We start from the raw sequence: 20,170 nt of genomic DNA, 5'->3' as shown, positions 1-20,170 counted from the left end.
GTCAAAACATTAAAGAGAATCGTTGTGGTTGTGAGGTGAACAATCCACAAGGCAGTTGTTGTTTAGGAAACGTAACAGCCTTTATCAAAGGTTTAACATAAATAACTTTTATTCCGTAAACGGGCGCAATTATCGAAAGATGATTGCGCCTATTTCATATTTGGGCGCTCTACGGGAAATTCGCTCTTTCTTTTTGTTCAACAAAATATTAGATAAATTACCTATGATATAATTTATTAAATGGAAGATTTAGGGGTGGATAGAGTGGATACTTTAGCAATTATTCTTGTAATTCTCCTTTCTTTATGGTCTATTACTAAAACTCTTGAAAAATTAACAGACAAGGTTCTAGAAAATCAAAAAAAGCAGAATGAATTATTAGAGGAAATAAAATCAAAATTAGTTGGTAAGTGTGATAATTAGTAATTCTGTTTTTCATCTCCTCACAGAAATTATTATTTATTTTAATGGTACTTTAGCAAAACTATTGTACAACTTTTCGGTTTCTCAATATTCAGCAATCGGCGCAACAATCGAACAACTGGGGCTTTTTTTTAGCAGTCCCTTTTTTTTGCTCTCTAATCAATTAAGTCTACAGATTATCGAAAGAAAAGGAAAATAACTTCAAATGTGGAATTTTTTCAGACATTGATGTTAAATATTAGCCCTTGGAAGGTGGTTATATGTTAACAGAAGATGAACTGAATTGGATAAGGAAGGTTTTGAGTAGCGATTTCCATTCCGATTCAAAACTAACAGAGGATGAACTGAATTGGTTAAAGATGGTTATAGGTGAGGATTATGAATATGATCCTACTACACTACCAGCACACTATGTTCGTCTAAAAAAAGCACAGTTTGAACGCAATGCAAGTAAAGATATTGTGAGAAAAAACTTAGATGTTCTTAGAGATAAGATAAAAAAATTTACTCCACATGAGTTGTTTGAACTTAAAAATAAATATGTAAGAGAAAGCAGGGGTATTGAAAATTTCGCTGGTATTTATATTATCCATAATCGTGTAAATGATAAGTATTATGTTGGAAAATCCGATAACGTATTCGACAGGGCTTATAAGCACTTTCTTCAAGAACCAACAGGAAATCCTGAAATATATAATGATTATAGTTGTGGAGAAACATTCAGTATTAGTTTAATCCCTTTAGAGAATACCTCATTTACATCTTTAAACGAGTTAGAGGATAATGCAATTAGGGCTTATGATTCATTTGCAAAAGGTTATAATAGGATGCCGGGTAATATAATGGATAAACCTTTTTTCAACAATTATGATTACCCAAAAGTTGCGGATTTAATATTAAATGAGATAAAAGGAACAGATTCTTTTTTTAGCCTAACAAATGATCGTAAGAGAAGGCACTACACCAAAAGTTTAGTATCAGAACTTAAGTTGCCATACAATATACATTTCATTAATGGCTTTGTTAAGGTAATGAAAGAGTATCAAAAGGCTAATAAAAAAATCAAGAAATAATCAAGCCTCCGTATTCAACAATACCAGCTAATATAAGTCAACATTTTTCATTTAAAATATTAAAATTAATCATGGTATAATGAATTTAGGCATGACAAATAAACTTCAAAGCCCTAATTTGAAGTTTTTGTAATTAGTGTAATAAATTAACATTCATTACACTTTAAAAGGCTCTTTATGTTTAAGAATTGCATAAATCCAATGTAATAGCTTGTTGGCGCAGGCTATTATGGCTACTTTGTGAGGTTTTCCCTCACTTCTTTTTTTGTCGTAAAACTCTCTAAGCCTGGTGTTTCGATTGTTCGTTAATCCACACTGAACGGCTGTATATAAAGATTGTCGTAGCTTGGTAGAGCCTCTCTTCGTGATACGGTTTATGGTAGCTGTAAATTTACCTGATTGAAAAATCCTTGGATCAATTCCTGCATAGGCCACTAGCTTTTTAGGATGACTAAATAGCGTGATTTCCCCGATTTCGGAGATGAGTGTAGCCGCAATCTTACATCCTACTCCTGGTATAGAACGGAGAATCTTATACTCTTCAAACTCCGTGGCCAATGCATCTATCTCTTGCTCTAGGATGGATAGAAACTCTTTTTGTTGAAGAAGCATTTGGATGTACATCTTTAAGGTCACTAAGTGGCTTTTATATAGGGTTTTCTTAAACGGGTTTCGTTCTGCTGCCTCTTTAAGCTTATTCGCTTTTTCCCAAAACCATGCATATGAACGTTTTCCTCCTAGACTATGCATCATACTTGCTATTTCATCTGTTGGGGCTTTTAAAATGCAGTCGGAAGTAGAATATAAAAGCAAAATTTTTAAAGATACCTGTGAATACAAATTCCCAAAAACGCCTTTATATTCAGGAAAAACTTGATCTAGAATCGTTTGAAACTGCAGCTTTAACTGTACGTAATTTCGGGTTAATGAATCATGTTGTCTAGATAAATTACGTAAGTTCATGGTTTGAACATTTTTTCGGTGGAATGTTTCTAGATCTTCTTTGTAGTAAAGTTCGCATAAATGTCGAGCATCAGCTGGGTCTGACTTAACCTTTCGAAGACTACTCTTTTTAGTTTCGTAAGAAACCACTGGATTCACTAAATAGTAGGTTATCCTCCTTTCCTCAAGATACTGAAGTACAGGTTCATGATAGTGTCCAGTAGATTCAAAAATGACTACAGGATCTGTTTCAGCGTTTAATTTGACCTCCTGGTAAAATACATGAAAATCACGTAAACCATTGGTATCATGCTTAAATTTAAAGGTTTTTCCAAAAGGTTGCTTTCTTGCCAGGAAAGCTTGGACTTGGCTTTCTCCTTTTGCAACATCCAGGCCAATGACTGGATCCATGCTTTATCACATCTCCTTTTACTGTATTTGCCGGCAGCCCCTGTCTATCTTGTAGTTTCATAGCTTCGCTTGTTATGCGGGATCAACGTCCCAACCAGCCTCAAACATGTTTCTACAAGTAGGGGGTGGACAGTATAATGGACGGAATCAAAGTTCCAAGGGCGCGAACGTCCTACCCCGGCTACCTAAAGAATAACCTATAAAAAATAGGCCAACCAGAAATATCTGATTGACCTTATAATACGAAAGGGCGCGATTATCTAAAGATGGTCGAGTTTATTTCATGTTTAGGCAGGTAGCAGTTGAGGGGAGAAGGAAAAAGATTAAGGGAGGACTTATGAAAATAGAAGAAAAAGATGACTTAGTTATTATTGATGACGTTGAAATTGAAGGTTTTATTGATAAAAAACAACGTTGTTCTTTTTGTAAATTCAACTTAGTTTATTACGAAGATTTCGATGCTTATTTCTGTCCAAATTGTAACTCCTGGACCGAATCTAAATGTGGAGACCTTGACTGTGATTATTGTCCAAACAGGCCCGAAAAACCTTTACGACATAAATAAAGTTCTCCACATAAACAACTGATTATCTCGAAGAAGATTTAACAAATGATCTTCCACAAATGGGCGCTTTCCTGTAGCGAGGATTAGCGCTTTTTCATTTTTGGGGCAGATAGTTAGATAAAAAGATTAACAAATCATTTGAAATATTGATAATTTAAACCAATAAATTACTTTAAAATGGAAATATATTGATTAAGAGGTGACCAAATTGATCTCACATCGATTACTTACTCACGATACAATCATCGAACTATTGCCCCACATTAGTCCAGATCAGGATTTACTTTTTTATAGTTATTTAGTTCAAAGAAGGGAAAAAGCCCTTTTTATTTGCCAATTCGTTGAAGAAAAACTTACTGCCATATTAGCTTATTTTAGCGAACTTTCCTTCCCTGCGTTTTCCTTTTTCCGACTTGAAGAAAATAACATCTTTTTTCCAGATCTCGTTGCTTTTACAAGTGAAACAATCAAACTTGACGAAAATGCTGTTTGTGGCACGATACTATGTCAACGGGACCTGGAGCTTTTTCAATCTTTTGGTCTTATCAGGGGAACCCCTCAACGTTTTTTAACCATGAAGCATCAGGATGAATCGAAACTCCTTGATTCACAAATAACGGAAAAGGTTAGGGAATATGAATTTTCCAAGGTAATTGATTTTCTACATAAGGGCGGAATGAAGTTTTTTACTAAGAACGAGTTAGAGTATTGTCCTTTTCTCGGAGTTAAGGAAGGGGAGGCTTTTGTTTCTGTAGGTGGTTATCATTTTTATGACTCTAAGCTCGTGGAGCTGGGGAACATTGTTACCAGGTTAGATTACAGAGGAAGAGGATTAGCTAAGCATCTGACAAGTGAATTGACACAACTCGGTAAAAAACTTTCACCAGATGTCTATCTGGGGGTGTTTGCAGATAACTTGCCCGCTGTTCGGGTATATGAAAGTTTAGGCTATGGGATAACAGCGGAGTTATCTATTGTCAATTTTACCTTGTCTAATACCCTTACTTGTTGTAATTCATATTGACTAGAGGGGTAGGCTTGTGAAAGATTGCTTATTTTTTATTAAGGATAATGGTTCATTTTAGGTAAGAGGTGAGATATATGAGTCTTATTCTTTTTGCTTTCATTCACATACTCATAGGTTTAGCATTAATATACTTTTATCGTAAATTACCAAAAGCGATAACTACTTTTGTGTTTGTTTTTCTTTCTATGAGTTTTCTTTATTGGGGAGTCGTTTTATTTAAGTAAGTGGTTAGTTGAACAAGATTTTCAACAATGTAGAATGATAGCTTAACTTCAATACCTATATTCAACAATCGGGCGCTTATCCATAGCAAGGATAAGCGCCAATTTTACGTTTTGGGCCCAGATTGTTTAGTAACACTAATGGACATTGTGAAGGAGTGCACTTAAATTATAAAGGCAGGTTTTGAAAGAAGGATAACTAATTCTTCTTGGAGAATTACAAGTAAAATGTTTTAAAAGGGAGAGAGTTTGATGGAGCATTCCGTACTGGCAGATCATATTCTTAATCTTGAAAAGAGTTTAATGAACTATAAATATAAAGATTTTGATGAGCTTCTTGCAGATGACTTTTTAGAATTTGGGAGTTCAGGAAATTATTATGATAAAAAAGCACAACTTGGTGTAGTTAAAGGAATTGATGCTAACAATTTGATAAAATTTACAGAATAGATTTTAAAATTAAAATGTTAGCTTCAGATGTTTTATTGGCTACGTATCAAACATTTAGACATAACGATAGTAAATATGCTTTAAGAAGCTCCATTTGGAAAAAAAATCAAGGTGAATGGCAAATGATATTCCATCAGGGAACGCCTACCAAATAACATACTACAAACAAACAGGCATTAGTTTTGTGAAATAACCCACTTAAAGTATCGGGCGCAAATCTCAAACAAGAGATGCGCCTATTTTTGTTTTGGACCATTCAATTGCGGAACTGGATAGTTCAACAAATTGTTAATTCTATTAATCATAAGAGCAGATAGAATTATATTAGATAACTGGTATATGTTTTGGGGGAATAGAATGAAAATACTTGGTCTAGTTTTCAGTGCAAGGAATGATGGGAATTCAACGAGGATGATTCATTACTGTATGGAAAAATTTAAGGACAATTCCTACGAGGTGGAAATCGTTAATATTAATGATTTGAATATCAACCCTTGTAGTAATTGTAATTTAGAATGTTGCAAAAGTTTAGTATGTCCAATCAATGATGACATACCTTCTTTGATTACAAAATGCTTAGAAGCAGATTTACTTCTATTCTCGCTTCCGACCTATTGTGGACATCTTCCTTCAACGTATTTTATACTATCGGAAAGGTCACAAGCACTTGTTAGTCAGGATTTGAACTATGAAAAAGAATATCTGAGGAAATTAAATTTTATATTCATAGGGAACATTGCATCTGGTGCGGATATGTCCACCCACGAAGCCTTATATTCCTTTGATGGACTTAATTTTTTCCCAGAAACAGTCCTGTTTTCGTCTAGGGATTATGATATGAAACCTATAAATGGAGACTTAATAGAAAATGCACTTGTTCAACAAAAGCTTAATGCTTATGTAGGAAGGTTGTTAAAAAAGGCAAGTGATATTATGGAGATGAAGAATCAGGAACTGTAGTTGAATTAAACCAGCTAATGGAAGCTTCTTGTTGTTCCATTATACTAGCTAATATAAGAGGAAAGATATTTCAGAAAAGGGCGCACTTCACCAGCAAGAATTGTGCTCTTTCTTTATGTTTGGGCCTAATTGTGTAGTAAGGCCTTTAAAGAAATTTGGATTTTTAGGTGAACCTAATAACAATTCACGCCGAAGTCAAAACTAGTGAATTTGAATGGAATTCGGTAAAATAGTCGGGGTGTCCATGAACGTTTAAAGTTTAGGGATTTAGCTCGGAAAAAGATTTTGTAAAGTATTTGAATGTTGGTGTTTAAAAGGGGTTAATAGCGAAGCCTTTAAGATTTCGCTTTTTTTATCATAGGTGTAATAAAGTGAAATACCCACGATAGAAGTTGAGTTCCTATAACAGATGTCATAATTCTTCTATGTTCGGATGAGTTTTTCCTAACAAAGTATAAAACGAAGGAAGCTGCAAAAGTGCCTGAAATTAAATGCATTAATACAATAAATTTCTTCATGAAATCACCGCCTTTTTTTGTAAAACTGCCAAGTCTTGGATTAGTATTAGTATGTACCTACTCATTTATGATATCCATAGAAAAAGCAAACATTTTTCGATGTTTGCGCAGAAGAAACAAGTGGTGAGTTACTATGATTGAGGGTGAAAGTTTGGATTTTGAAAGTGTATAGATAACTATTCAATAACGATATTCCGCAATCGGGTGCGTTTAATGAAGTAACTAATGCCTACATTCTCACTTATACACCGAGAATGTAGGCTTGTTACCTTTCAAAATCCTTAACCTTGTAAATTCTCAAACATTGAGGTTATTCCGATGGTAAATGGGGTGGCATCAGATGGTGAAAATTTGAAAATTACCAGCAAGAATAATGGTAGAATTGGCACATTCTTAAGGCCGTAATCAGTAACTTTTGTAATTTTGATTAACCTATTACAGACATATACAAGTTTTTCATGTTTCAACCTTATATTTACAATGTATCATTCAAATGCTTTTTATTACTTTATTTTTAATTGTCCATCTTATTGGTTGCTTTTTTCATAGTATTATAGTTATCCAACAACTGTAGTATTTTATCATAAATGCTGATATAGTTCTCATCCACAATTAACTTGTTGATTAATTCTAATTTACCTAAATAAAAATTTAATTGAGTCAATTGTTCATGGGATTCAATTGGAATTAATTTAAAAGTTTCAAATGCAGATTTTTCAAACTCATCATTTATAATATCCTTCTTAATCCTTACGCTGTTATTGTCATCCTTCAATTCAACATCTAAATGGTTTTCTAAGATTTTTTTAAGGTAAAAATAATACGAAGAAAAGTCTTTGCATTTTATTAAAGAATCAATTGTACATACACCAAACTTAGAAAGATCAAAATGATATAAGGAGTCATAGTATAAAAATAAATCTTCTATATCCTCGATTATTTCTGCTGTTATTAACTTTTGAATTCTTCTACTACCTCTAAAGTATTCTTTTAGTTGTATTGGCAATGCTGAGGTCTCTATAATCTTTAGGGTTTCAGTCATTCTACTTCTCCATATTATGATTTTTTGTAGGCATAAAATTATTTTAACATATTTTCTAACAAATTGCAGACTATTGTCCGTAGACTGAACAACACATTTCTTTGAGTATTAATAAAAAAGTATAAGGTGATGTTCATGAGGACGGAGGAAGCATTTGGAATTGTACTAAAAAAATACAGGAATAAACAATCGTTATCCCAAGAGAAACTTGCAATTAATTGTGAATTGGATAGGACATATATAAGTTTGCTTGAAAGAGGTAAGAGAAATCCATCCCTCGGCAATATTTTTAAATTAGCAAATGAATTAGATATAAAACCTAGTCAACTAATTGTTGAAGTCGAAAAGTTAGTGGGAATATCAGATTAAATATTCGATATTGATATAAAATTTTTTCAGAAAATTTGTCATTATGTATAATAATTATATATACAAACGGCTTCGTTCCGGTAAAAGGAACGTAGTCTATTTTTTTGTCTAATTTCTTACTTAATACGACAAATTAACGAATAAAAGGAATATGTCTTTACTTCATTACCTAAAATTGACATCATATAGTTAAGAGCATTTAGGAGGAAAAAATATGGCAACTGCAAATATAGGATTTGAAGAAAAGTTATGGAGCATGGCAGATAAATTAAGAGGTTCAATGGATGCATCTGAATATAAAAATGTAGTATTAGGTTTACTATTTTTAAAATATGTATCTGATTCATTTGAAGAAAAATATGATGAATTAGCAAAAGATGAATATGCAGATCCAGAAGATAAAGACGAATATTTAGCAGAAAATATATTCTGGGTTCCGAAAGAAGCTCGTTGGTCATACATAAAAGATAATGCGAAAAAACCAGAAATAGGACAATTAATTGATAAAGCTATGATTGCTATTGAAAAAGAAAATTCATCATTGCAAGGGGTATTACCAAAAAATTATGCACGACCAGCTTTGGACAAGATGCGTTTGGGGGAAACTGTTGATTTATTCTCCTTTAAAGTTGGCGATGCCGATAGTCGTTCTAAAGACGTATTAGGTCGTGTTTATGAATATTTTTTGAGTAAGTTTGCAAGTGCAGAAGGAAAAGGCGGTGGAGAATTTTATACTCCTTCATCTGTAGTCAGATTATTAGTTGAAATGCTCCAACCATATAAAGGCCGCATTTATGACCCTTGCTGTGGTTCAGGTGGAATGTTTGTACAAAGTGAAAAGTTCGTTGAGGAACATCAAGGAAGACTTGGAGATATTGCTGTTTATGGACAGGAATCAAATCCTACAACGTGGAGACTTTGTAAGATGAATTTAGCTATTCGTGGTATTGATGGTAATATCGGTTCCCATAATGCAGATACCTTCCTTAACGATCTGCACAAAGGTTTAAAAGCTGATTATATTTTAGCAAATCCACCATTTAATATTAAAGATTGGGGTGGAGAAAAATTGAGTGAAGACGTTCGATGGCAATTTGGTGTACCTCCAATTGGAAATGCGAACTATGCTTGGATTCAACATATGTACTCAAAACTTTCGCCATCAGGAACAGCAGGTTTTGTTCTGGCAAATGGCTCAATGTCTTCCAATGTATCAAGTGAGGGCGATATTCGAAGAAATTTAATCGAAGCAGACAAAATAGAGTGTATCGTTACATTACCTGGTCAATTATTCTATTCGACACAGATTCCTGTGTGTATTTGGTTTATATCAAAGGATAAAAACAAAACAGGTAAGAGAAAACGCAATAATGAAATTCTATTTATAGATGCCCGTAAACTTGGATTCATGGCTGATCGTACTCATAAGGAATTTTCAGAAGAAGATATTAAATTGATTGCGGATACATTCCATAAGTGGAGAGGAAACGTAAATGAAGAGTATGAAGATATAAAGGGTTTTTGTAAGTCTACGACAATAGAAAATATAAAAAACAATGAATATGTTCTTACACCAGGTCGTTATGTTGGGTTAGAGGAAACAGAGGATGACGGTGAAGCATTTGAGGATAAAATGGTACGATTAACAGGTGAGTTGTCAGAGCAATTAGCAATATCAAGGAACTTAGAGGACAAAATTCGCTATGTATTAAGAGGAATTGGTTATGAAATATAATACTGTCAAAATCGGTGACTATCTCTATATAAAAGGAAGAATCGGTTGGAAAGGTCTAAAAAAAGGAGAGTATTTGGATTATAGCGATTATAGGATAATAAACGGGAAGAGTTTGACTGAGAATGGGATAGATTGGGAAGAGTGTGATTATATTTCAAAAGAAAGATATGAAGAATCCCCTGAAATAATGCTACAGGAAAACGATATAGTAATTACAAAAGATGGAACGATAGGGAAGGTAGACATTATTAGAGAATTAGACTTTCCGACCACAGTTGCTTCAGGATTATTTGTATTGAGAAATATTAGACCAGATATTTTTAACACAATGTTTATTTATTATATTTTAAAATCTCCATATTTTAAAAATTTTATTGAATCTAGGAAAGAGGGGAGTGTTATACCACATTTATATCAAAAGGATTTTGTGGAATTCGATGTACCACTTATTGGATTAGAAAAGCAAAATAAAATAGTTGAGATATTAGAAACGATAGATAAAAAAATTAATACAAATATTAGAATAATAAATTGCATTGAAAATATTTATGATTCGTTATTTAAGCAATGGTTCATTGATTTTGAGTTTCCGAATAAGGATGGTCTTCCATATAAATCAAGTGGTGGTGTTATGGTTGAGTGTGAATTAGGAGAGATCCCAGAAGGATGGAATTATGTAGGCTTAAACGAAATTTGTGAAGTTAAAGATGGAACTCATGAATCACCTAAACAAGTTGTAGAAGGATTTCCATTGGTTACTTCAAAACATTTGAGAAAAAATAGTATAGACTTTTCCTCAGCTAAACTTATTTCATCGAAAGATTTTGAAAAAGTAAATAAAAGAAGCCTTGTTGAAAGACATGATATTTTAATTAGTATGATTGGTACTGTTGGTAGACTTTATTTAGTACAAGATAAATTTGTGAATTTCGCAATTAAGAATATAGGTCTTATCAAATCATCTAAGATAACAGATTACGAATTCATATATTGTTATTTAAAATCGAGTTCAATGAAAGTATACATAAGTGAGCGTATGGCTGGAAGCACTCAACAATATATAAGTTTAAGTGAACTTAGAAAAATCCCCGTTATAAAGCCTTCTAATGAATTATTGATGGCATTTAAAAATAGTGTAAATTCGTTATTTGAAAAAATTTATTCAATGACGGTGGAGATAGGGATATTGGAAGATTTAAGAGATTCTCTACTGCCAAAACTTCTTTCTGGAGCGATTGAAGTTCCAGACGAAAGTGTGGTTGACTAATATGTTTAAGTATATGGAGTCAGATTTAGAGGAAGCAACACTTGAATGGTTAGCTGAAATGGATTATTCCATTTTAGCTGGCCCTGATATTGCTCACGAAGGAGATTATCCTGAACGAGATAGTTACCGAGATGTGGTTTTAACAGGCCGATTAAGGGAAGCCTTATTTCGTATTAATCACAGAGTTCCAAGAGAAGCATTAGAACTTGCAGTACAAAAAATTGAAGCAAATGAATCACCAAATGTAGTGATTAACAATCAAAAATTCCATCAAATGGTTACAGATGGTTTGGATATTGAGTTGCAAGGTAAGGATGGTTACAATCCAACAGTAAAAGTATGGTTATTTGATTTTGAAAATTTCGCAAATAATGATTTTGTTGCAGTAAATCAGTTTACAGTCATAGAAGGAAATCAAAATAAGCGACCTGATGTGCTTGTTTTCGTAAATGGTCTACCATTAGTAGTAATTGAGTTAAAGAGCGCTACAAACGAGGCTACAGGCATTTCAGAAGGGTACAATCAACTCCAAACATATAAGCAAACAATTCCTTCATTATTCCGTTACAATGCATTTATGATAACGAGTGATGGAGTAAATGCTCGTTGTGGGTCTTTGACTGCAAATGAAGAACGTTTTATGAAATGGCGTACAATTGATGGACTTGAACTTGCACCTACATCACTTTCGCAACTGGAAGTGTTATTAAAAGGAATGTTGGAACCATCAAGATTTTTGGACATCATACGCAACTTTATTTTATTTCAGTCTGATGGAGAGAATACATATAAAATATTGGCTGCCTATCATCAATTCCATGCTGTAAATAAAGCCGTAGAAAAGGCGAAGATTGCTGTTCAAGGAGACCGTAAGATAGGTGTTGTGTGGCATACACAGGGATCTGGGAAGAGTTTGTCGATGGTTTTTTATGCAGGTAAGTTAATCCAAGCAATGAACAATCCAACCATTGTTGTACTAACTGACCGAAATGATTTAGACGATCAATTATTTAATACATTCTCTATTTCAAGCGACATCCTACGTCAAACACCAAGCCAAGCGAATGGGCGTGATGAACTTCGACAACTTTTGTCCGTTGAATCAGGTGGTATTATTTTTACGACCTTACAGAAATTCGCTCCTGACGAGGAATCTGGCATCATGCCTTGCTTAACAGATCGTAGTAACGTTATAGTCATGGCAGATGAAGCTCACCGTTCTCAATACGGTTTCGGAGCAACAATTCGTGGCAATGATGCCGATACGAAGTATGGATTTGCAAAATATGTACGAGACGCTTTGCCAAACGCCTCGTTCATTGGATTCACTGGAACACCTATCGAAGCTACTGATAAAAATACACCCGCAGTTTTTGGTGAATACATTGATATTTACGATATGACACAAGCTGTTGAAGATGGTGCAACAGTAAAAATCTTTTATGAGAGTCGAATTATCCCTCTTAATTTACCGAGTGATCTTCATTTAGATGATGAATACGAGGAAATTACAGAAGACCAAGAACAGTCGGTTAAAGAACGTTTAAAATCAAAATGGTCACGTTTAGAGGCATTAGCTGGTGCTGAAAACAGGTTAAAGCGTTTCGCAGAAGATGTAATAAAACATTTCGAAGAACGTCAACAAGCGATATTTGGAAAGTCAATGATAGTCGTTATGTCGAGACGTATTGCAATTGATTTATATAAGGAAATCGTGAAACTGAGACCTGATTGGCATTCAGATGATGATGATAAAGGAGTCATAAAAATTGTTATGACAGGCTCATCAAGTGACGCTGTTGAATGGCAACCATTTATCGGTAATAAAAAGAGACGTGAATATTTAGCAAAAAGGATGAAGGATAATGATGACCCGTTAAAGATTGTTATTGTTCGAGATATGTGGTTAACAGGATTTGATGTGCCTTCAATGAACACAATGTACGTTGATAAGCCGATGAAAGGGCATAACTTAATGCAGGCAATTGCAAGGGTGAATCGTGTATTTAAAGATAAGCCTGGTGGATTAATTGTTGACTACATTGGTATTGCGGAAAATTTAAAAGAAGCTCTACATCAATATACGGAAAGCGATAAGGCGACAGCAGGTGTTGATACATCAGTTGCAGTGAATATCATGTTAGAAAAATATGAAGTTATCCTTGAAATGTTGTATGAGCATGAATACAAAGGGTATCTATCTGAAAAAGCAACTGAAAGAATGAACTCCATAATTTCTACAATGGATTATGTTTTAGGTCTCGGTGAAGAAGAGAAAAAACGCTTTCTAAATACAGTAACAGAACTTTCTAAGGCATTTGCTTTATGTGCAACTACACCCGAAGCACAAGACCTAAATGCGGAAATAGGCTTCTTTAAAGCTGTAAAAGCAAGTCTTGTAAAAAACATTGGGGATGGCAGTAAAAAGAAAACAAACGCACAAATGGAAGCTCAGATTAATCAATTAATCTCCAAATCAGTCATCTCAGAAGAAGTAGTTGATATTTATGAAACACTTGGTTTAGAAAATCCAGACATATCAATACTATCGGATAAGTTCTTGGAAGACGTTAAAGCTATGCAACATAAAAATTTGGCAGTTGAATTATTGAACCGTTTATTAAATGGCAAAGTAAAGAGTATCCAACGAATAAATTTAATTAAAGCACGCAAATTCTCCGAGATGTTAGAAGGAGCGTTAAATAAATACAATAAACGAGCGATTGAAACATCAAAAGTTATAGAAGAACTAATTGCTTTAGCAAAAGATATGGATTTAGCTCATAAACGAGGAGAACAAACAGGCTTAATTAAAGAGGAAATTGCATTCTATGATGCTTTGGCATCGCATGAAACAGCAGAACAAGTTTTGGGAGACGATACACTTAAACTCATTGCACATGAACTCACAAAGTCAATAAAAGAGAATATGAGTATTGATTGGAACTTGCGAGAATCAGCAAGAGCGAAAATGCGGGTAACTGTAAGGAGATTACTAAAAAAATATGGGTATCCACCTGATCTACAGAAGGAAGCTGTTGAAACAGTAATCAAACAAGCTGAATTAATGGCACAATTAGAGTTTGATTTATTATAGCAAAGAGATATTACCAACCGCACACGTCGTAATGAAAAGTGTGCTGAAATCCGCGTTCTCACATGTCGTTTTAAGAATAAAAAAATTAAATATAAAAAACGTGTTCTGATTTAAATGGCCATAATATCAGAAAAAAGCCTAATCCTTTACAGTGGGATTAGACTTTTTTATTTAACTAAATCTATAAAGTTGTAAACGCGGTCTTTTGACGTTTCTAAATTGGTAATAATGGTGGTGACTTGTGTAAATATCTTGTCAATCGAGGTTATGGCAGTAGTGGTACTTACTAAATGGGAAATCTCTTTGTCTCAAGTGGCTTAATTTTAACTATTTTTATTTATAATTGACAATATTTGATAGATTGGAGCCTATTAAAATGAATTATAGAAGAACTGAAAGTGATTTAATAGAAGATTTATCGAATCAATTAGATTTACTTATTGACTACTGCGTTCAATTAGACTCGGGGAAAATGAACTATGCTTTACCGCTTGCAACTCTTATTAGGGTGTTAGCATATGATGGACCTAGTTCTAAAAGCCTTTTTTCATTACTGAAAAGGAAGGAAGATATGATGTTTTGTTCAACATCTAATACTTACCCTAAACAAGACGATATAATTCATTTGATTACCTTAATAACTCCAGTATTTAAACCGGAAATTGAAAATGGCCGTGTTGTTAATCAAGAATTAATCTTTGTTCCTAATCTTAATAGAAATATAAATCACAAAACTTGGGTTAGTTTTGATGATTGGGCTAATTCCCCTATCTTTATTTACAACAAGGATAATAATGATGGGCTTATAATGTTAGAACAGAAACCAGGTAGTAAACTTGTGATTTCTCGTTTAGACTTAATAAAGTATTTTGTAAACAAAAGTGGAGGAGCGCATATAGATTCTAAGGTGAATTTTGATATGTATTATTTAGAAAAAGCATTAAGTAGTATGGAATACCATGATGTTAAATCTCTAGATTCTTATAAACCAGGTGACAAATATGTACCTGGAATTCCTATAAGGTCTCCGCTCCATGCTGCTATAAGACAAATTGCACATGAGCTAATATTAACAATAAGAAAAGAGTTTAACATGGGAAGGAATTATAATCCTTCTCATAAAAAAATGATTGGTTATACGATTGACAAAACCACTGATAAGTGTGTGAGATACAATCCAGAAACAAGACAAATTTCAGTAAACAATTAACTTCAATGTTTAATAATTATCGATCCATACCCTTGGTAGTTTATCTATTAATCCATGAATGATGCTTTTATATTATTTAAGTTAAATTAATAATATATTTACGTTTTGTAATAATAAGTCAAACGGTAACTTGTGTAAAAATGAATAAAAGGGTATTTGTTGTTAATATTTAATTTGGAGATTAGAAGTCGGGCCTTGTTCCCGGTACGTTAGGTGAGGATGATATTTTGAAAGAGAAAATTAATTACTTGATATTCTTTATCGCTATAGGTTGCATTACTGTTATAGTCAAATTGTGGTGTGGAGGGATAGTAGATAATAATAAGCTTTTATATGATGCATCAATGGGTATATTATTGGCCCTTACTATCTACTTTATTGTCGATTACGTCCCTGAGCATAGAAAAAAACTGATGGGATTTAAACTAATTCAAGTAGAGCTTTCGAGTATTATTGCGAATATAGAAACCATATTAAGTATAAATAAAGACTTTTTCTCAATTGATAAAGAACTCGAAGATATAGTATTAAGAGACTGGAAGATTATGCTCAACAGAAGGGATACAACATCTTCTCAGTTTATAATGTATGAAAGATCTTTTAAGAATAAAAAATGTAAAGTTAGCAATAATTATTATATTCCAGATCCTGTCATGCAACCAAGCAACTTAAATAATGTTGTTCGTGGTTCTCTTAGAAACATAGAAGCAAGCTTAAATGTTATCTTTACTTATGAAAGCTATTTTGTCAACGACACTAAATTATTCAAGTATTTAACAAAATTAAAAAACTCTAAACTAATTGAGTGGTATACGAATAAGTATGAATTTAATTATTTATCCAATACTTATGAATATATTTATGAATTACAAAAAATCTACTTTGTCGTTAAAAAAAATAATATTCACTATTACGAAAGAAAAACAATCATTGATAAATCAGAAAAAGCAATTGAATATCAAAAGAAGTATAATTCTGGTGGTACTTTACATTCTTTGATTTCTTTTCAGGAAAGAAAGAAAGTTGTTATGTCGTCTACTACAAGAAAAATCTATTTTAAAAAATATGGTTATTCCGATTATATATCAAAAGAAATCTCGAGTAATTTTCAAACGGAATTATGTAAATACAATAATATTAATGAAGTAAATTTATCGTCCGATTTGAATATTGTAATTGCGAAGGTTATTTCAACAATTTATTTATCTTTAAAATATCGAAACAAAGACAATCTAGTATTTTTTATTATACAGACTCGATTTATTGGATTACTGATTAGATTCTCTAAAATATTTAAGGTCAATAAAAACATTACTATTTGTCTAATACCAACATCTTTTAGTCTTGTAGGAAAGAGTATAAATAGAGAAGAGCCATCGGTAAGGAGTATAGGTATAATAACTCAAAAAATTGATAAACAATTTAATGATAAACATGCTTTGCATATAAAGTGAATATGATATGGAGGATTGACCGGGTATAAAATTCATCCACTCCTTACTGCTTAAATAAACAAAATGCATCAGGCTACTTGTTACAAATTACGAACGTCAAAACATCAAGGTTTAAGGACAAATTATGAGACATTTGTTCTTTAGATAATAAAGAGTTAGAGATGGAGCAAATGTAATGCTTGTTTTTACTCTATTGTTCATTTTCGTTAGCTAACGTAATATGAAATAGGCCTAAGTCAAATTGACTTACGCTTCATTATTTTTTAACATCTACTGGGCAAAAGAGGTATACTGCTCAATAACGAGGATCAGTTTTAAAAAACTTTGTGGGGGGATTTCTCTTAGAATATAGTGTCGATATCAATAACCACAAAATGTATTTGGATTATTGGTTAGATATAAATTCAATAATATTGGAGGTTTTCATTAACGATAAAATAGGAGAGATAAAAATAATAAGTGTACATAATTTATAGAGTTATGTACGTTTTTTTGTGTTGTACACTAAGGTTAATTGAGAAAACACTATAATATCAATGATTAGATAGAACAATATAATTTTGTACAATGTTAATATAAAGATAATATACCGAGCAAGGTGTACCGGTTACAGCAGATGGTACTGCCATCATAAAAATTGGTAGCTCCATAAGTGAAATTGCCACAGCTGCAGAGCAATTTCTTGGAAAAACAAAGCAGGATCGTGAAAATGAAGCACGTGAGGTATTAGAGGGTCATCTGCGCTCAATACTTGGTTCAATGACCGTCGAAGAAATCTATAAAAATCGTGATAAATTTTCACAGGAAGTGCAACGCGTTGCCTCCCAGGATTTAGCGAAAATGGGGCTTGTTATCGTTTCTTTTACCATTAAAGATGTTCGAGATAAAAATGGATACTTAGATTCGCTTGGTAAACCACGTATCGCCCAAGTGAAACGTGATGCCGATATTGCGACTGCAGATGCGGAAAAAGAAACCCGTATCAGACGAGCAGAGGCTGCAAAAGAAGCGAAAAAGGCTGAGCTTGAACGAGCAACAGAAATTGCTGAAGCAGAAAAATTAAATCAGTTAAAAATCGCGGAGTTCCGCCGTGAGCAGGATATTGCAAAAGCTCGTGCTGACCAAGCCTATGATTTAGAAACGGCACGTTCGAAGCAGGAAGTAACTGAACAAGAAATGACAGTTAAAATCATTGAACGTCAAAAGCAAATCGAGCTTGAAGAAAAAGAAATCTTACGTCGTGAAAAGCAATATGACTCAGAGGTTAAAAAGAAAGCGGACGCAGACCGTTACTCCGTAGAGCAGTCAGCTGCCGCGCAAAAGGCTAAGCAAATTTACGATGCGGATGCTAATAAGTATCGGATTGAGGCAATGGCAAAAGCTGAAGCGGAAAAAGTGCGTATTGATGGTTTAGCGAAAGCTGATGCACAACGAGCTCAAGGGGAAGCAGAAGCTGAAATTATTCGTTTAAAAGGGGTTGCTGAAGCAGAAGCAAAGGAAAAAATTGCCGAAGCCTTCGAGCAGTTCGGGCAAGCAGCGATTCTCGATATGATTATGAAAATGCTTCCTGAATACGCAAAGCAAGTCGCTGCACCACTCGGTAATATTGATAAAATTACGGTTGTTGATACAGGCTCTAACGGTCCAAACAGCGGTGCTAATAAGGTAACCGGTTATGCGACTAACCTGATGGCCACATTACAGGAATCGTTGAAGGCATCATCAGGGATTGATGTGAAAGAACTTATTGAAAACTTCTCAGGAAAAGCATCACCTGTTCGAAAAAATATTGAGTCGGAAGTTTCTGTAGTTAAAGAATTACAAAAAGACACGACAAAAGATCGTCTAGAGGATATTTAGGTTATTGTGATAGCGCTGGCGATTTGCCGGCGCTATCAACCTTTTAACGCATTAACGTGCTGGGGGACTGTCCCCCAGCACGTTAATGCGTTACAGCGATATTTAGTTCGTCATACCATTGTTTTGTTATGTCTGGTTGTTCGTGGTTGATGAAGATTTTTTGGTCTCCTACTTCGATATAAAGATACGGGGAATGGTCTTTTTGAATAAATAACAAGCTACGCCCGTATCCAGTCACAGTAAAATAGCCTTTTGCCAAAGTGGATAAACCAAATCCATTTTGTTTGGAAGTAACCTTTGGTATCTCCTCAAGTAGTTCAACTCTCTTAATATCACTAATCTCCCATTCATCTCCATACATTCCGGTAATCTCAAATGATTGTTCTTTAGTCACTAACTCATAGTCTTGATAACCTAGCACATAAAGTCCGACAACAAATCCAGTTATGAGAACAAAGAAAGAAGTACTAATAATATAAGCGCGCTTCCGTTTGTGAGGAAGTTCAAATTTTGATAAGTAAATAAAACCACCAAGTAAGAAGAAAAGCATGAATCCAAACTCAAACTCCATCGCAAATTTAAACTTGGTAAATGCAAGCGGTAATAATAATAGCATTCCGATGGCGGTTAATTGAAGCATTGCTCCAGTTTTTTGCGGATATCCATTATCGATTAATTGCTGTTGTTCTTCTTCAGGACGAGTCGCAAATCCTGAAATAAGCGAGTAGGCCTTTTTGTTACGAATAGCCCAGCCGAGAATTAGAAATAGACTAATTGTAAATAGCTGAACCGTTAAGAAAATCCACATAATGAAACCTCCTATAGTTCGGGAATTAAATCTCTATATTCATACATTCTTCATATTAATTGTAAACTAATCAACACATATGTGTCGGGTTATTCTAACAAAATAGGGACATTTCTCCAAGCAAAACATAAGGATTATTTCTTGACGAATCCTAAATAAATATTGTTTAATTAGGTAGGTTAAATGTTAGGTTACCTAAGTGTTAGTTAACCTAAGTTTTAAGGAACCTGACTAAAAATTGGCGGTGATTACAATTAGTGATAATAAAAAGGAATTAGTTGAGGAATTATTAACGACTTTAAGACAATTTCCAAAGATTTTTTCACAGCGTACAAACGTTGGACAAAAACGAAGTGAAATTATGGTGTTGGTTTGTATTAATAAATCAGCTGAAGGTGAAATGAAAGTCTCAGAAATAAGTAATAGATTACATGTGAAAGCACCAACAGTTACTCAGCTCGTAAACGAGTTGGAGGCTAAAGGTCAGGTAGAACGAATAACTAGGTCGACGGATCGTCGTTCTGTGTGGATTAGAATGACCGATGAAGGGAAAACGGTACTTAAGAAAGTCGAGAAAGAAATCCAAATTACTTATAGTGGGTTAATTGACCACCTTGGCGAACAAGAAACTATTGATTTCATTCATACTTTAAAGAAAATGCAGGACTATTTTCTCGATCAAATGAAAAAAGGTCAACAAGAATAAACAGCGGATTTTCAAAAAATAAACGTATGTCA

General features: G+C 33.6%; 17 protein-coding genes and 1 pseudogene. 15 read left to right on the top strand and 3 right to left on the bottom strand.

Features of this window, described 5'->3' with window-relative positions:
* The 3 genes from FXW34_RS19000 to FXW34_RS18995 all read left to right on the top strand — a co-directional run.
* Positions 1–101 (top strand): bacterioferritin-associated ferredoxin (locus FXW34_RS19000; RefSeq protein ID WP_483964280.1); only part of this gene is annotated, 101 nt, incomplete at its 5' end.
* A 163-nt stretch (positions 102–264) separates the two neighbouring features.
* A complete protein-coding gene (locus tag FXW34_RS23075) occupies positions 265–423 on the top strand; it encodes a hypothetical protein (protein WP_187119034.1) in 159 nt (52 codons plus the stop codon).
* 260 nt (positions 424–683) lie between these two features.
* Entirely contained in the window at positions 684–1,496 is an 813-nt protein-coding gene (locus tag FXW34_RS18995; protein WP_147535635.1) for a GIY-YIG nuclease family protein, read from the top strand.
* A 156-nt stretch (positions 1,497–1,652) separates the two neighbouring features.
* Here the strand turns inward: FXW34_RS18995 and FXW34_RS18990 are convergent, their stop codons facing one another.
* A complete protein-coding gene (locus tag FXW34_RS18990) occupies positions 1,653–2,849 on the bottom strand; it encodes an IS110 family RNA-guided transposase (protein WP_147535634.1) in 1,197 nt (398 codons plus the stop codon).
* A 283-nt stretch (positions 2,850–3,132) separates the two neighbouring features.
* Between FXW34_RS18990 and FXW34_RS18985 the strand changes: the two genes are divergently transcribed.
* The 4 genes from FXW34_RS18985 (at position 3,133) to FXW34_RS18970 (ending at position 6,072) form a co-directional block, all read left to right on the top strand.
* Positions 3,133–3,414, top strand: coding sequence for a hypothetical protein (locus FXW34_RS18985; protein WP_246141199.1), 282 nt, complete (start codon positions 3,133–3,135; stop codon positions 3,412–3,414).
* 208 nt (positions 3,415–3,622) lie between these two features.
* Positions 3,623–4,438 (top strand): GNAT family N-acetyltransferase, encoded by an 816-nt coding sequence (locus FXW34_RS18980; protein WP_147535633.1) that lies wholly within the window; start codon positions 3,623–3,625, stop codon positions 4,436–4,438.
* A 476-nt stretch (positions 4,439–4,914) separates the two neighbouring features.
* Positions 4,915–5,112, top strand: a complete 198-nt coding sequence (locus FXW34_RS23465) for a nuclear transport factor 2 family protein (RefSeq protein WP_246141197.1) — start codon at positions 4,915–4,917, stop codon at positions 5,110–5,112.
* 357 nt (positions 5,113–5,469) lie between these two features.
* The gene (locus FXW34_RS18970; protein ID WP_187119031.1) at positions 5,470–6,072 is read left to right on the top strand and encodes a flavodoxin family protein; all 603 of its coding nucleotides are present in this window, start codon (positions 5,470–5,472) and stop codon (positions 6,070–6,072) included.
* A 1,032-nt stretch (positions 6,073–7,104) separates the two neighbouring features.
* Here FXW34_RS18970 and FXW34_RS18965 read toward each other — a convergent pair.
* Positions 7,105–7,632 (bottom strand): hypothetical protein, encoded by a 528-nt coding sequence (locus FXW34_RS18965; protein ID WP_147535631.1) that lies wholly within the window; start codon positions 7,630–7,632, stop codon positions 7,105–7,107.
* Between the two features lie 135 nt (positions 7,633–7,767).
* Between FXW34_RS18965 and FXW34_RS18960 the strand changes: the two genes are divergently transcribed.
* The 7 genes and pseudogenes from FXW34_RS18960 to FXW34_RS18930 form a co-directional block, all read left to right on the top strand.
* Positions 7,768–8,001 carry a helix-turn-helix domain-containing protein gene (locus FXW34_RS18960; RefSeq protein ID WP_147535630.1) on the top strand — a complete coding sequence of 78 codons (234 nt, stop codon included), beginning with the start codon at positions 7,768–7,770 and terminating at the stop codon, positions 7,999–8,001.
* A gap of 214 nt (positions 8,002–8,215) precedes the next feature.
* The gene (locus FXW34_RS18955; protein ID WP_147535629.1) at positions 8,216–9,736 is read left to right on the top strand and encodes a class I SAM-dependent DNA methyltransferase; all 1,521 of its coding nucleotides are present in this window, start codon (positions 8,216–8,218) and stop codon (positions 9,734–9,736) included.
* Positions 9,726–11,003 carry a restriction endonuclease subunit S gene (locus FXW34_RS18950; RefSeq protein ID WP_147535628.1) on the top strand — a complete coding sequence of 426 codons (1,278 nt, stop codon included), beginning with the start codon at positions 9,726–9,728 and terminating at the stop codon, positions 11,001–11,003. The genes FXW34_RS18955 and FXW34_RS18950 overlap by 11 nt, the downstream gene beginning before the upstream one ends.
* Before the next feature lies 1 nt (position 11,004).
* A complete protein-coding gene (locus tag FXW34_RS18945) occupies positions 11,005–14,100 on the top strand; it encodes a type I restriction endonuclease subunit R (RefSeq protein WP_147535627.1) in 3,096 nt (1,031 codons plus the stop codon).
* A 376-nt stretch (positions 14,101–14,476) separates the two neighbouring features.
* Positions 14,477–15,310 carry a hypothetical protein gene (locus FXW34_RS18940; protein WP_147535626.1) on the top strand — a complete coding sequence of 278 codons (834 nt, stop codon included), beginning with the start codon at positions 14,477–14,479 and terminating at the stop codon, positions 15,308–15,310.
* A 227-nt stretch (positions 15,311–15,537) separates the two neighbouring features.
* Positions 15,538–16,764, top strand: coding sequence for a hypothetical protein (locus FXW34_RS18935; protein WP_147535625.1), 1,227 nt, complete (start codon positions 15,538–15,540; stop codon positions 16,762–16,764).
* 585 nt (positions 16,765–17,349) lie between these two features.
* Positions 17,350–18,624 (top strand): annotated as a pseudogene (locus FXW34_RS18930) (flotillin family protein); the annotation flags it as partial.
* Positions 18,625–18,706: 82 nt separating this feature from the next.
* Here FXW34_RS18930 and FXW34_RS18925 read toward each other — a convergent pair.
* Complete coding sequence (locus tag FXW34_RS18925; protein ID WP_147535624.1) at positions 18,707–19,432, bottom strand: DUF3784 domain-containing protein; 726 nt, start codon at positions 19,430–19,432, stop codon at positions 18,707–18,709.
* Positions 19,433–19,676: 244 nt separating this feature from the next.
* On the opposite strand from FXW34_RS18925, the gene FXW34_RS18920 reads away from it, so the two are divergent.
* The gene (locus tag FXW34_RS18920) at positions 19,677–20,138 is read left to right on the top strand and encodes a MarR family winged helix-turn-helix transcriptional regulator (protein WP_246141200.1); all 462 of its coding nucleotides are present in this window, start codon (positions 19,677–19,679) and stop codon (positions 20,136–20,138) included.
* Positions 20,139–20,170: the final 32 nt, after the last annotated feature.

The sequence above is a fragment of the Bacillus marasmi genome (genome assembly GCF_902168435.1).
GTDB classification, from domain to species: domain Bacteria; phylum Bacillota; class Bacilli; order Bacillales; family Cytobacillaceae; genus Bacillus_BU; species Bacillus_BU marasmi.
This window is presented reverse-complemented; position numbering and strand designations above follow the sequence as displayed.